General features: G+C 70.1%; 7 protein-coding genes and 1 pseudogene. 6 read left to right on the forward strand and 2 right to left on the reverse strand.

Annotated elements, in window-relative coordinates; all coding sequences use genetic code 11:
* Positions 1 to 302: 302 nt before the first annotated feature.
* From AB0M59_RS00600 to AB0M59_RS00615, 4 genes and pseudogenes are all read left to right on the forward strand, one after another.
* Entirely contained in the window at positions 303 to 1046 is a 744-nt protein-coding gene (locus AB0M59_RS00600) for a FadR/GntR family transcriptional regulator (protein WP_364606227.1), read from the forward strand.
* A gap of 920 nt (positions 1047 to 1966) precedes the next feature.
* Positions 1967 to 3321, forward strand: a pseudogene (locus AB0M59_RS00605) (RICIN domain-containing protein).
* A gap of 68 nt (positions 3322 to 3389) precedes the next feature.
* Positions 3390 to 4409: a LacI family DNA-binding transcriptional regulator gene (locus tag AB0M59_RS00610; protein WP_364606229.1), complete on the forward strand. Its 1020-nt coding sequence runs from the start codon at positions 3390 to 3392 to the stop codon at positions 4407 to 4409.
* A gap of 78 nt (positions 4410 to 4487) precedes the next feature.
* Complete coding sequence (locus AB0M59_RS00615) at positions 4488 to 5945, forward strand: arabinofuranosidase catalytic domain-containing protein (RefSeq protein ID WP_364606230.1); 1458 nt, start codon at positions 4488 to 4490, stop codon at positions 5943 to 5945.
* 49 nt (positions 5946 to 5994) lie between these two features.
* Here the strand turns inward: AB0M59_RS00615 and AB0M59_RS00620 are convergent, their stop codons facing one another.
* Together AB0M59_RS00620 and AB0M59_RS00625 are read right to left on the reverse strand one after the other, a co-directional pair.
* Positions 5995 to 7608 carry a ricin-type beta-trefoil lectin domain protein gene (locus AB0M59_RS00620; RefSeq protein ID WP_364606232.1) on the reverse strand — a complete coding sequence of 538 codons (1614 nt, stop codon included), beginning with the start codon at positions 7606 to 7608 and terminating at the stop codon, positions 5995 to 5997.
* Between the two features lie 22 nt (positions 7609 to 7630).
* Positions 7631 to 9019, reverse strand: coding sequence for a glycoside hydrolase family 43 protein (locus AB0M59_RS00625; RefSeq protein ID WP_364606235.1), 1389 nt, complete (start codon positions 9017 to 9019; stop codon positions 7631 to 7633).
* A 255-nt stretch (positions 9020 to 9274) separates the two neighbouring features.
* On the opposite strand from AB0M59_RS00625, the gene AB0M59_RS00630 reads away from it, so the two are divergent.
* Positions 9275 to 11248 (forward strand): alpha-L-fucosidase, encoded by a 1974-nt coding sequence (locus AB0M59_RS00630; RefSeq protein ID WP_364606238.1) that lies wholly within the window; start codon positions 9275 to 9277, stop codon positions 11246 to 11248.
* Between the two features lie 27 nt (positions 11249 to 11275).
* The gene (locus AB0M59_RS00635) at positions 11276 to 13654 is read left to right on the forward strand and encodes a ricin-type beta-trefoil lectin domain protein (RefSeq protein ID WP_364606241.1); all 2379 of its coding nucleotides are present in this window, start codon (positions 11276 to 11278) and stop codon (positions 13652 to 13654) included.
* Positions 13655 to 13762 lie beyond the last annotated feature (108 nt).

Raw genomic sequence — 13762 nt, forward strand, 5'->3', positions numbered from 1 at the left:
TCGATCGTTCAGCCGAAGGCCGACTGCGGGTTGGCCCCCGGCGCGGCATCCCTTCGCCCGCGCGGTGATCGCGGGCGCCCGGCAGTCCACAGTGGACCAGGCGAACCAAGGACGGATGTGTCCGACTCATGGGAGATCATGGTGCGCCCGGCGTCAAGGAACGAGCCGGCGCATCGCCGGTGTTCGATATTTTCACCTGGGGCAACGCATGTAAGTTTCATCCGTGCTTCGCCGGTGTTGACCGGGCGGGCGGGTCGCGAGGTACAGTCACTGGCCGTCGCCCGCTGAGTAATACTCATCGGGTGACTCGCAATGAGGAAACCGCACCGCCTGCCCCGTACCGGCCCGGCTACGAAGTGGTGGCCGAGCAGATCCTGCACCTGATCGCCGAGCGGGAACTGAAGCCCGGCGACCGGATGCCGACCGAGGTCGAGCTGGCGGCGCGGATGGGAACCAGCCGGACCGTGGTGCGGGAGGCCGTCAAGATCCTCTCGGCGATCGGCCGGGTGCGAGCGCACAAGGGACGTGGGCTGTATGTGTCCGACGACGAGGGCATGCTCGGCGCTTCCCGGTGGGGCGGCTTCTTCCTGCCCACCGACCTCGACCACGTCTACCAGCTCTTCGAGTTCCGCCGAGTCCAGGAGACCGCCGCCGGCCGGCTGGCGGCGACGAACGCGACCCCGGTCGAGCTGCGTGCGATCGAGGCCGCCGCCGAGACCTGCCGGCACGGTCACCTGACCGGGCAGAGCGCGCTGTTCGACCGCGGCGACGACGACTTCCACGTCGGCATCGCGACCGCGTCCCACAACCAGTTCCTCGTCGCGGCCGTGCGGGAAGCCCGCCGCCTGCAACGCCAGACGAACATCATCGGGATGTCCGGCGCGGTCGGCGGCCACGCTTCGGCCGCGGTCGACGAGCACGCCGCCCTCTACCGGGCGATCCGTGACGGCGACCCGGACGAGGCGGCCCGGGCGGCCGCCATCCACCTCGACAACACCTTGGAGGACTACCGGCGGGAGATTCAACGGCGGCTCTTCAGCCAGTGAGCACAGGAGTGCGTACCCGGGGTCCGGCTTCGGGTACGCACTCCTGTGCTCATTCCGGTGCACGGTCCTTTGTGGACCGTGATGATCGAGCGGCGGCCGCGATCCGTTGCGGGTGAGTAAGTTTCACCGCGCATTGACCTTTGCCGCCGACCGCTTCTATCTTGGCTCCAGCCCGTTCGGTAGCCGAGCGATTTCGGAGCGCGCATCCCCGCGTGCTCCTTCCGTTCCTCAGTGGGAGTACCTGTGACGACACTCCTGGTGTACTCCAAGGCCACTCGGTCCGGCACGGCTCCATCCTGACCAGGAGGCGACTGTTAGCGTGAACAAAGTCACCGGTGGCCAGACCGGCCGCGCGGGCGGGAACGTCGTCAAGTCGGCTCAGCAGTGGGCCGATCAGGCTCACGCCATGTACCCGGGCTACTCCGGCACCTACCCGCGAATGCAGCTGTGGCAAGGGAATCAGGACACCACCCTGGCGTACCCGAACTACGGCGAGGAGATCAAGCAGTGGACCGCCCTGCGCGGGGTGAGCCGGACGCCGTCCGCCACCGACCACCCGCAGTCGTCCTGGACCCGGAACCGCTACGGCGGCACCGGCACCCAGGCACCCGTCGAAGGCATCACGATCGCGGGTACCGGCCACACTCTGCCGCAGGTGGGGATGATCGCGTATGCCATCGGCGGCGGCACGCGAACCCAGATCCGGGACTGCCACGGCGGACCAACCAGAAGGGGCGGATCGGCTCCGACGGCTCGATCACCGCGACACAGTCGGGACTCTGCCTGGAGCTCGCCGCGGGCTCGACCGCGAACGGCACCGCCGTGCGGCTCGGGACCTGCACGCACGCCATTACCCAGCAAGGGAACCGACCCGGAACCCTGGAGAACGACGATGTTCGCAGACCGGAGGGAGCCGCATGATGGTGAGGTTTAGAGGTTTGCTGGTGTCCGTGGCCGTCGGGGCGCTGCTCGCGATGGCCGGAACCGGCACCGCACAAGCAGTTCCCGGTGTTCTGCCGGCGGCCGGGACCGCGGGCTGCGGGACCGCGCCCGGCCTGGCGAGCGGCAACCACACGATCTCCAGCGGCGGCCAGAACCGCAGCTACATCCTGCGGATCCCGGCCGGCTACGACAACAGCCACCCGTACCGGCTGTTCGTCGGGCTGCACTGGCGCGGCGGCACGGCCAACGACGTCGACTCGGGCGGGACCGACGGCTACAACTGGTCCTACTACGGCCTCCGTCGGCTGGCGGACAGTGCGGGCAACAACACGATCTTCGTGGCGCCCCAGGGCAACGGCAACGGCTGGGCCAACCCCGGCGGCCAGGACGTCACCTTCGTCGACGACCTGCTGAGGCAGCTCGAGGCGGCGCTGTGCGTCGACACCTCGCAGGTCTTCGCGGGCGGGTTCAGCTACGGCGGCGCCATGAGCTACGCGCTCGCCTGCGCGCGGCCGACGGTCTTCCGCGCGGTCGCCGTCTACTCCGGGGCGAACCTCAGCGGATGCAGCGGCGGCACCCAACCGGTCGCGTACATCGGTATGCACGGCATCGGGGACAACGTCCTGCCCATCGCGTCCGGACGTTCGCTGCGCGACCAGTTCGTCCGGAACAACGGGTGCACCCCGCAGAACCCGCCGGAGCCCTCGAGCGGCAGCCACACCCACATCGTCACCGCCTACTCCGGCTGCCGGGCCGGGTACCCGGTGGTCTGGGCCGCGTTCGACGGGGGCCACGACCCCGGCCCGCGCGACGGGTGCACCTGCAGCGGCTGGCAGACCTGGACATCGGGCGAGGTGTGGAAGTTCCTGACGCAGTTCGATTCGTCGACCCCGCCGGCCGGGGCACCGGTGCAGGTCGGGGTGGACTACACCCTGGCGGCCGGGCACAGCGGCAAGCTCCTGGACATCAGCGGCGCCTCCACCGCGGCCGGCGCCCTGCTGCAGCAGTGGACGGCCACCGGCGGGCGAACCAGCGGTTCGACTTCCTCGACTCCGGCGAGGGCTACTACCGCGTCCGGGCCCGCCACAGCGGCCTCGTGCTCCAGGTCGCCGGTTCGGCCACCGGCGCGGACATCAGCCAGCAGCCGGATTCCGGCGCCACCGCCCAGCAGTGGCGCGTGGTCGACCAGGGCGGCGGTGTCGTCGGCCTGGTCAACCGCCTGAGCGGCCTGACGATGGACGTGTGGGGGGCCTCGACCGCCGACGGCGCGCGAATCTCCCAGTGGACGGCCACCGGCGGAGCCAACCAGCGGTTCGGCGTCCAACGCGCCTGAGGCGCCGGCTACCCGGCGGTACCCTCTGGTGAGCCCTGCAGAGACAAAGACGTCTTGGGAGAGCGAACGTGTCGTCCGTCGAGGTGCCCCAGCTCCGTCCGACCCTGGCCGACGTCGCGCGGGCGGCCGGGGTGTCGACCGCCACCGCGTCCCGCGTGCTCAACGGCTTTCCGCGGGTCCGGCCGAAAACGCGCAAGCAGGTGGAGTCGGCGATGTCGGCTCTCGGCTACGCCCGGCAGAGAGCCGCGCGGGCGACGGCGGGGCGCACGGGATCGGTCGCGCTGGTCGTGTGCGAGGAGGTGCTGCGGCTGTTCGCCGATCCCTATTTCGCCCGCATTTCCGCCGGTGCCGGGAAGGAGCTCACCGAGGCGGGCCTGCAGCTCGTCCTGCTCACCGTGCCCGCGACGGAGAACTACCAGGCCCCGGTGGTGCGGTACCTCGACGGCGGTCACGTCGACGGTGCGCTCGTCGTCGGCATGCACGGCCGCCGGCCGCTGGACCTGGACTGGCTCGGCATCCCGGTGGTGTTCGGCGGCCGCCCGGTCCGCGAAGGGGGCCGCTCGTCGTACGTCGACGTGGACAACCGGGGTGGTGCGCGGCGGGCCACGCAGCGTCTCATCGACGCGGGCCGGCGCACGGTGGCGACCATCGCCGGCCCCCAGGACATGACCGCCGGCGTGGACCGGCTGCTCGGCTACCGGCAGGCGGTGGTGGGCGCCGGCCACGCCGACCGCGGCCTGGTGGTGTTCGGGGACTTCGGCCAGGCCTCCGGCGAGCACGCCACCGCCCGCCTGCTGGACCGCCGCCCGCACGTCGACGCCATCTTCGCCGCCTCCGACATGATGGCGGTCGGCGCGATGCGGGCCCTGCACCGCGCGGGCCGGCGGGTACCCGGGGACGTGGCCGTCATCGGGTTCGACGACCTGCCGATCGGCCGCCGGACGGACCCGCCGCTCACCACCGTGCGCCAGCCGATCGAAGAGATGGGTGCCCGGATGACGGGTGAGCTGCTCGCGATGCTCGGCGGCTCGGCCGCGCCCCGGTGCGCCGTGCTGGACACCAAGCTCGTCCTGCGGGCTACGGGGTGAAGCGAACTGTGTCCTCAGTTCGGTGTTAGCGCTAACAATGGGTCTGCGGAGGGATTCGCAGCGCTCGAAGGAGGATTCGTGACCACTCGAGTCAAACCGGTCCGGGCCGTCCTGGTCCTGGCCGGGGTGCTGGCGGCCGCGCTGACCGGCGCGCCACCGGCGTCCGCGGCGTCGACGTCTCTCACGAGCGCGGCGTCGGGGCGGTGCTTGAACGTGACGGGCGGCGTCGACACGGCGGGAACGGCGCTGGAGATCCGGGACTGCACCGGTCAGGCGAGCCAGGCCTTCGAGTTCGGCTCCACCGGGGAGCTGCGGACGATGAGCGGGACGCGGTGCGTCGACGCCTACGGCAACCGGACGACCCCCGGCACGGCGGTGATCATCTGGTCCTGCACCGGCGGGGCGAACCAGCAGTGGCGGCAGAACTCCGACGGGACGGTCACCGGGGTCCAATCGGGGCTGTGCCTGGACGTGACCGGGGCCGGCACGGCCAACGGCACCGCGGTCGTCCTGTGGACGTGCCACGGGCAGAGCAACCAGCGGTGGACCACCGGAACCCCGCCACCGGCCGGCGCGGGCCCGTGCGATCTCTACGCCTCGGGCGGCACGCCGTGCGTAGCCGCGCACAGCACGGTTCGCGCGCTCTACGGCTCCTACACCGGAAATCTCTACCAGGTCCGGCGCGCGTCCGACAACACCACCAGGAACGTCGGTGCCGTGGCGGCGGGCGGTGCCGCCGACGCCGCGGCCCAGGATTCCTTCTGTGGCGGCACGTCCTGCGTCATCACGGTGGTCTACGACCAGTCCGGACGGGGGAACGACCTGTGGTACCAGGGGTCGAGCGCGGTTCCGGGCTCCAGCCAGAGCAGTCCCGCGAAGGCGACCACGGAGTCGCTCACGGTCGGCAGCCGGAAGGCTTATTCGCTGTACATCAACCCCGGCAACAGCTACTGGCGGGACGGCCACCTGACCGGCGTGCCCACCGGCAGCGCGCCCGAGGGCATGTACATGGTGACCAGCGGGACGCACGTCAACAGCGGCTGCTGCTTCGACTACGGCAACAGCGAAACGACCCGCAAGGCCGACGCCGCCGGGGCCATGGACGCGATCAACTTCGGCAAGCAGTGCTGGTTCGGCGGGTGTTCCGGCACCGGCCCGTGGGTGCAGGCCGACCTCGAGTGGGGGCTGTACCCCGGCGGCAGCCAGTCGTGGAACCCGAACCAGCGGGCGTTCGGCAGCAAGTTCGTCACGGCGACGCTGAAGAACAACGGGACTTCGCGGTTCGCCATGAAAGGCAGCGACGCCCAGTCCGGCAGCCTGACGACGTTGTGGGACGGCGCCCTTCCGAGCGGGTACAGCCCGATGAAGAAGCAGGGGGCGATCGTGCTGGGCAGCGGCGGTGACTGCTGCAAGCCGGGTGGGGGCGCCAACCTCAGTGCCGGGACGTTCTACGAAGGAGCGATGGTCGCCGGGTACCCGTCCGACGCGACCGAGAGCGCGGTGCAGGCCGACATCGTCGCCGCCGGTTACCGCTGACCCGCACGGAGGCCCGGGCCGTCCTCGGACGACCCGGGCCTCCGTGCGGTCAGGCGCGTCCCCAGTGCTGGTTGGGTTGACCGTTACAGGCCCAGAGGAGCACGCGGGCCCCGTTGGCGGTGCTCGCCCCTTCGACGTCCAGGCAGAGCCCGGCACGGACGTTGCGGAGCGAGCCGTCCTGGGCGAGCGTCCACTTCTGGTTGTCCTGCCCGGTGCACGGCCTGCTCGTCACCCGGGCGCCGCTGGTCGTGCCGTCGAGGCACTTGTCGCCGAAGACGCGCACTTCGCCGGTCTCCCAGCTGGTCCAGAGCTGGTTCGCCGCGGTCTGGCAGTCCCAGATGAGCGTGCCCGCGCCGGCGGCCGTCGAAGCGTTGTCGACGTCGAGGCAGCGCCCGGATCCCGCGCCGCGCAGCCGTGACGTCGTGGCGTTCAGCGGCGAACCACCGGACACCCGGTACGCCGCGGCGCCGTGCGCCGGCACGCTCGCGGTGATCGCGCCGGCCGTCGCGGACGTCGTGCCGGTCCACAGGTCGGTCAGGGTGAACGCCGTGCCGGAGAGCCCGGCCTGTGCCGCCGTCGTGCTCACGGTGGTCGTGGCGCTGCCGCGGTTGAGCAGCCCGACCGCCACCGATCCGTCCGCCAGTGGCTTCGCGAAGACCTCGACATCGCCGTCGTCGCGCACCCGGCGGCCGCCGGCACCGAGCCGGTCCTGGTCGACCGCCAGCAGGCGCGGGTTCCGGAGGACGGCGCTGATGTCGGCCGACATCGTGCGGATGTCGTTGCCCGCCATCAACGGCGCGGCCATGAGGGCCCACAGCGCGAAGTGGGCGCGCGATTCGGTCAGTGACAGCCCGGGCCGGCCGACCACGAGCATGTCCGGGTCGTTCCAGTGCCCCGGGCCGGCCTGCGCGGCCAGCGGGGCGGTGACGTCGAGGACGTTGCCCACGCCCATCGGGTAGCTGTTGGTGTTCCCGTTCTGCCAGATGTCCAGCAGGTCCTCGGTGGTGCGCCAGAGGTCGGCGACCTGGCCCCAGTCGTACTTGTCCCCGGTGATGGCGTGGTAGCTGTTGGGGTTGATGCTGTAGACGATCGGGCGCCCGGTGGCGCGCACCGCGTCGCGCATCACCGTGAACCGGGCGACCTGCTCGTCGCGCGTGCCGGCGGGGGAGCACCAGTCGTACTTGAGGTAGTCCACGCCCCAGGACGCGAACGTGCGGGCGTCCTGGACCTCGTGCCCGGCGCTGCCGGTGGAACCGGGGTAGGTGCCGGTGCGCTGGGCGCAGGTGCGGTCGGTCGGTACCTGGTAGATGCCGAACTTCAGGCCACGGCCGTGGATGTAGTCGCCCAGGGCCTTCATACCGCTCGGGAACTTCGACGCGTTGGCGCGCAGAGCGCCTTGGGAGTCGCGTTGCGGGTCGAACCAGCAGTCGTCCACCACGACGTACTGGTAGCCCGCGTCCTTCATCCCGGACGAGACCATCGCGTCGGCTGCCTGGCGGATCGCGGTCTCGCTGACGCCGCAGCCGAAGCTGTTCCAGCTGTTCCAGCCCAGCGGCGGGGTGAGCGCCGGGCTGCCGGGTGCGGCCACGGCAGCCGTCGGCACGGTGAGCACGGCCAGTGCGGTGGCCGCGGCGGTGAGCAGGTGGCGCATTCGAACGGGCATCGTCGCCCCTTTCCAGGAGTCGTCAGGCCGCGAACTGCCACCAGTTGACGTTGAACAGGTAGCCGCTGCCGCCGGTGAACCGGAGGTACAGGTCGTGGGTCCCCGTGGCCGCGGTCACCGGGCAGGACACGCTCGTCCAGGTCTGCCAGCCGCCGGTGCCCCCGACGGTGCAGGTGCCGGCCAGGGTGCCCCCGGTGCCGTCCAGCCGGACCTCGATCCGGCCGCCGGCGGCCGCGGAGGCCACTCTCGCGGTGAAAGTCCGGGCGCCGGACCCGAAAGCGGCGCCCTTGACCTTGATCCAGTCACCGTTCTCGAGGTAGCCGACGTTCATCCCACCTTCGGTGGACGGCTCGGTCTCGACGCCGGACTCCCAGGCGATCGTCTCCGCTTCTTGCCGCGTGAACGGGTTCAACGTGCCGACCTGCGGCGCACCCGTGGTGCTCATGCCGATCGTGGGGATGGAGCCGTCGGAGTTGTAGGCGAACTTCTCCACGGCCACCGAGCGCGTGTAGCCGCTGCCGCCCGGCAAAGCGCCGTTGTGGTAGAAGAAGTAGGAGTTTCCGGCGAAGTCGATCACGCCGGGGTGGTTGGTGAAACTGGCGCCCTGGGTGGGCATGACCGTCCCGCGGTAGGTCCACGGCCCGGTGGGGCCGGTCGCGGTCGAGTAGCCGATGAACTCCGAGCAGCACTTCGCGGCGAAGACGTTGTAGTACAAGCCGTTGCGCTTGTAGACCCACGGGCCTTCCTCGAACAGCGTCGGCCGGCTCGTGTTCCCCGGGCGCGTGCCGAACCCGGCGGTGGTGAGCGGGATCTGGTTCACCCCGCCGGAGTAGGAGATCATGTCGGGGTTCAGCTTCACGTACCACAGGTGCGGGTTGCCCCAGTACAGGTACGCCTGCCCGTCGTCGTCGACGAACACCGTGGGGTCGATCTCGCCGTTGCCGACGAGCGGGTGCCCGAGCGCGTCGCTGAACGGCCCGGTGGGGCTGTTCGACACGGCGACGCCGATGGCCATCGAGCCGGTCGCCCGGACCGTCATCGGGACGTACCAGTAGAACTTGCCGTTGCGGTAGACGGTCTGGCCCGCCCAGGCGTTTGCGCTCGCCCAGGTGAAGCTCGCGAGGTTCAAGGGGGATCCGTGGTCGGTCCAGTTCACCATGTCCGCCGACGACCACACCCGCCATTCCTTCATGGTGTAGGTGGTCGAATTGTCTTCGTCGTGGCCGGTGTAGAGGTAGACGCGGCCGTTGTACACCAGCGGCGCCGGGTCGGCGGTGTAGCTGGTTTGGACGATCGGGTTGTCCGCCACGGCCGCGGCCGGGAACAACCCGAGAGCGCACAGCAGCGCGACGACGAGGGTGAACGTCCGCCGGGGCTTGACGATCGCCGAAGGCGAGGAAGCGACTTTCACGGGTGCTCCTTCGATTTGTGGTCACCGTTGCTCGCGCTCCGAGGCCAGGCGGAGAGCAGTCTGGCACGCCGATGTTCACGCTCACAAGCATTCGTCGCAACGCATGAAAGTTTCACGTCGTTCGAACGGTTCACGCTGGGAGTTCGCCGCATTCCTCGTTTTCGGGCGCGGGCAGGGCTTGACCACCGGTGTCGGCTGAGCCTAAACAGATCGTGTTAGCGCTAACTCAATTCGGCGCCGAGGAGGCTTCCCGCCATGCCCGAGTTCAGCCGCCGCGCCATGCTGGGTCTGATCACCGTGAGCGGCGCGGCGACGGCCGGCCTCCTGCGCGGCGGGGCCGCGTGGGCCACCGCCGGTCCGAGCAGCTACACGCCCACCTGGTCGTCGGTCGACCAGCACCCGCCCGCGGCGGAGTGGTTCCAGGACGCCAAGTTCGGCATCTACTTCCACTGGGGCGTCTTCAGCGTCCCGGCGTACGGCAACGAGTGGTACCCGCGCACCATGTACATCAGCGGGTCCCCCGAGAACAACCACCACAAGGCCGTGTACGGCGACCCGTCGGCGTGGCCGTACCACAACTTCGTCAACGGGGCCCGCGACAAGGCCGGCAACCGGGTCCAGTTCGCGCCGAAGCTCAAGTCCGCGGGCGGGAACTTCGACCCGGCGGAGTGGGCGCAGCTGTTCGCCGACGCCGGTGCCAGGTTCGCCGGGCCTGTCGCCGAGCACCACGACGGCTTCTCCATGTGGAACAGCGCCGTCAACGAATGGAACTCGGTCGCGAAGGGGCCGCGGCTGGACCTCGTGCGGCTGCACGCCGACGCGATCCGCGCCCGGGGCCTGAAGTTCATGGTGTCGCTGCACCACGCCTACCACTTCACCGGCTACTACGACCACGTGCCGGCACAGTCGGACGCCAGTCTGCGCAAGCTCTACGGCCAGCTGGGCTCGGCCGCGGAGAACCAGCTCTGGTACGACAAGCTGGCCGAGGTCGTCGACGGTTACCAGCCGGACCTGCTCTGGCAGGACTTCAACCTGCCCCGCGTCGACGAGTCCCGGCGGCTCGACTTCCTGGCGCACTACTACAACAAGGCCGTCGCGTGGAACAAGGACGTCGTCGCGACCTACAAGGACGGCTTCGACAACCGGGGCGAGGTCTTCGACTTCGAGCGCGGCGGCCCGGGGGACATCCAGAACCCGTACTGGCTGACCGACGACAGCATCTCCAGCTCCAGCTGGTGCTACACGACCGGCATCGGCTATTACTCGACGAAGGCGATGCTGCACGCGCTGATCGACCGCGTCAGCAAGAACGGCACCATGCTGCTGAACATCGCGCCGATGGCCGACGGCACCATCCCGGCGGGGCAGCGAACGGTCCTGCTCGGCATCGGCGACCACCTGACCCGTTTCGGGGAGTCGATCTACGCGACCCGCGCGTGGTCGGTCTACGGCGAGGGCCCGACGCAGATGGGCGGCGGCTCCTTCACGACGCCGCGCGAGGGCACCAACCGCGACCTCCGGTTCACCCGCGGCAAGGACGAAACCGTCCTGTACGCCACGGTCCTGGGCTGGCCGGGCGCCACGCTGGACATCACCACGCTCGGCTCGAACCGGATCGACCTCGGCTCGCTGAAGACCGTGCAGCTGCTCGGGTCCGCCGCCGGCTCGTACACCGACCTGCCCGACCGCACCCAGGACGGCGCCGGACTGCACATCCGGATGCCGTCGGCCACGGCGCCGTTCAGCGCCCTGGCGTACGCGGTCAAGCTGACCTTCTCGGGACGGATCCCGGCCCCGGGGTCCGGTCCGGTGCCCACGAGCTGGGTGCGGATCGCGAACGTCACCACCGGTCTGGTCCTCGACAGCGGCGGGAATGTCGCGGCCGGCTCGGTGCTCAAGCAGTGGTCCTACGACGGCTCGGCCAACCTGCAGTGGCAGCTGGTCGACCTGGGGACCGGGTACCACCGGATCGTCAACCGCACCAACGGCATGGTCGCCGACAGCGGTGGTCGGACCGGGAACGGCGTCAACGCGGTGCAGTCGGCCTGGACCGGTGGCGAAAGCCAGCAGTGGCGGCTGGCCGGGCTCGGCGACGGGCGCTACCAGATCGTCAACCGGGGCACCGGCACCGCACTCGACGGCGCGGGCACCACCACCGCCGGCTCGGCCGTGGTCCTGTGGGCGCCGAACAGCAGCACCAACAACCAGTGGACCGTCACGGCCGTCTGATCCCCTGCGTCGGAAGAGAGAACCGCCATGCCCGGAACCCGGCTTTCGATGATGGTCGCGGCGGTCGCCCTGGCCGCCGGCGTGGTGGCCGGGGCCGCGCCGGCCCAGGCCGCCACGTCGATCACGATCAACGGCGGCTCGGCCGGCCGCACGTTCGACGGCGTCGGCGCCGTCAGCGGCGGTGGGGGCAACAGCCGCCTGCTGATCGACTACCCCGAGCCCCAGCGCGGTCAGATCCTCGACTACTTGTTCAAGCCGGGCTACGGCGCCGCGCTGCAGATCCTCAAGGTGGAGATGGGCGGGGACACCAACTCCACCAGCGGGGCGGAACCCAGCCACGCGCACTTCCGCGGTGATCTCGACTGCAACCGCGGCTACGAGTGGTGGATCATGGAGCAGGCGAAGGCGCGCAACCCCGGCATCAAGCTCGTGGGCCTGCCGTGGGGTGCCCCGGGCTGGATCGGCAACGGCACGTTCTTCTCCGGCGACCTGACCGACTACTACCTTTCCTGGCTCGGGTGCGCCAAGCAGCACGGGCTGACGATCGACTACCTCACGACCGTCCAGAACGAGAAGCAGTGGAGCGCCGACTGGACCGTCACGATCCGCAACGCGCTCAACGCCAACGGGTACAGCGCCGTCAAGCTCATCTCCGGTGACTCGTGGCCGGGGGACTGGGGACCCGCGAGCGCCGTCTCGACGAACACGGCCTACCGCAACGCGACCGACGTCCTCAGCGCCCACTACACCTGCGGCTACCTCAGCGCGCAGACATCGTGCAGTGTCCCGGCCAGTGTCACCGGCATGGGCAAGACGCTGTGGTCCAGCGAGAACGGCTCCCAGGACTACAACGACGGCGCCAAGCCGCTGGGCCGCGGCATCAACCGCGTCTACCTCGACGGCAAGATGACCGCGTACCTCAACTGGGACCTCATCGCCGCCACCACACCGAACGTCCCGTGGCCGACGGTGGGGCTGATGCTGGCCAACCAGCCTTGGTCGGGCTACTACTCGGTCGGCAAGGACGCCTGGGCGCTGGCGCACACCACACAGTTCACCGCGCCGGGCTGGAAGTACCTCGACGCCTCCAGCGGCTACCTGGGCGGGAACCGCGCCAACGGCAGCTACGTCTCGCTGAAATCCCCGAACACCACCGACTACAGCACGATCATCGAGACCATGGACGCCACCGCGGCCCAGACGCTGAACCTGAACGTCACCGGTGGACTGTCCACCGGCCAGGTGCACGTGTGGGCGACCAACCTCAACTCGAACAATTCTGCGGACCACTTCGTGCACAGCACGGACATCACCCCGTCCGGGGGAGCGTTCTCCTTCACCGCCCAACCCGGCTACCTGTACTCGATCACGACCACCACCGGGCAGGGCAAGGGCACCGCGAGCAGTCCCTCGCAAGGTTCGCTGAATCTGCCCTACAGCGACGACTTCGACGGGTACGCGGCGGGCAAAGAGGCCAAGTACCTGATGGACATGGAGGGCGCTTTCGAGACGGCCACCTGCGGTGCCGGCCGCTCCGGCACTTGCGTGCGCCAGGCGGCGCCGCAGAAGGCGATCCCGTGGAAGAAGACCACCGATCCGTACGCGTTGCTGGGCAACGTGGCCTGGAGCAACTACACGGTCAACGCGGACGTGCTGCTGGAGAAGTCCGGGTACGTCCAGCTGCTCGGCCGGGCCGGCTCGCAGGACACGGGCGACCAGGGCGCGCTGAACGCGTACTACCTGCGGGTCGGCGACACCGGCGCGTGGTCGATCCAGCGCAACAACACCAGCCGGCAGGTCACGACGCTGCGCAGCGGCACGACGGCCGCGTTGGGCACCGGCCGCTGGCACCGGCTGTCGCTGGGCTTCTCCGGCAGTACCATCACCGCCGCGGTCGACGGCACGGTGCTCGGGACGGTCACCGACACCACCTTCCCGGCGGGCCAGGTCGGGATCGGCGCGAGCCAGGGAGAGACCGCCCAGTTCGACAACCTCGCCGTGACGGGCTCGGGCGGCGGGTCGACGTCCGTGCTGCGCAACACCGGCTCGAGCCGGTGCCTCGACGTCCCGAGCGCGTCGCAGGCCAACGGCACCCAGGTGACGCTGTGGGACTGCAACGGCGGCGGCAACCAGCAGTGGACGCTCACCTCCGGGAAGCAGCTCCAGGTGTACGGCACCAAGTGCCTCGACGCGGAGGGCGCGAGCACGGCCGCCGGCACCCGGGCGATCATCTGGGACTGCACGGGCGGCACCAACCAGCAGTGGAACGCGAACGCCGACGGCACGATCACCGGTGTCCAGTCGGGACTGTGCCTCGGCCCGAACGGGGGCGGCACCGGGAACAGCACGCCGGTGACCCTGCAGGCGTGCACGGGCGGTAGCGCCCAGAAGTGGGCACGAAGCTAGCCGCGGGCGTTCGAGGTTCGTTGACAGCGCGGCGGCGAGTGCGAACGTCTTGAACGACTCATTCAGGTCTTCGGAGGTCCTGAATGACTCATTCAAGACCTTTGGTCC

Source organism: Amycolatopsis sp. NPDC051371, from assembly GCF_040682155.1.
In the GTDB taxonomy this organism is placed as follows: domain Bacteria; phylum Actinomycetota; class Actinomycetes; order Mycobacteriales; family Pseudonocardiaceae; genus Amycolatopsis.

Coding starts and splice junctions, on each gene's coding strand:
- AB0M59_RS00635 (WP_364606241.1), top strand. CDS start 11,276: ATGCCCGGAACCCGGCTTTCGATGATGGTCGCGGCGGTCGCCCTGGCC.
- AB0M59_RS00620 (WP_364606232.1), bottom strand. CDS start 7,608: ATGCCCGTTCGAATGCGCCACCTGCTCACCGCCGCGGCCACCGCACTG.
- AB0M59_RS00630 (WP_364606238.1), top strand. CDS start 9,275: ATGCCCGAGTTCAGCCGCCGCGCCATGCTGGGTCTGATCACCGTGAGC.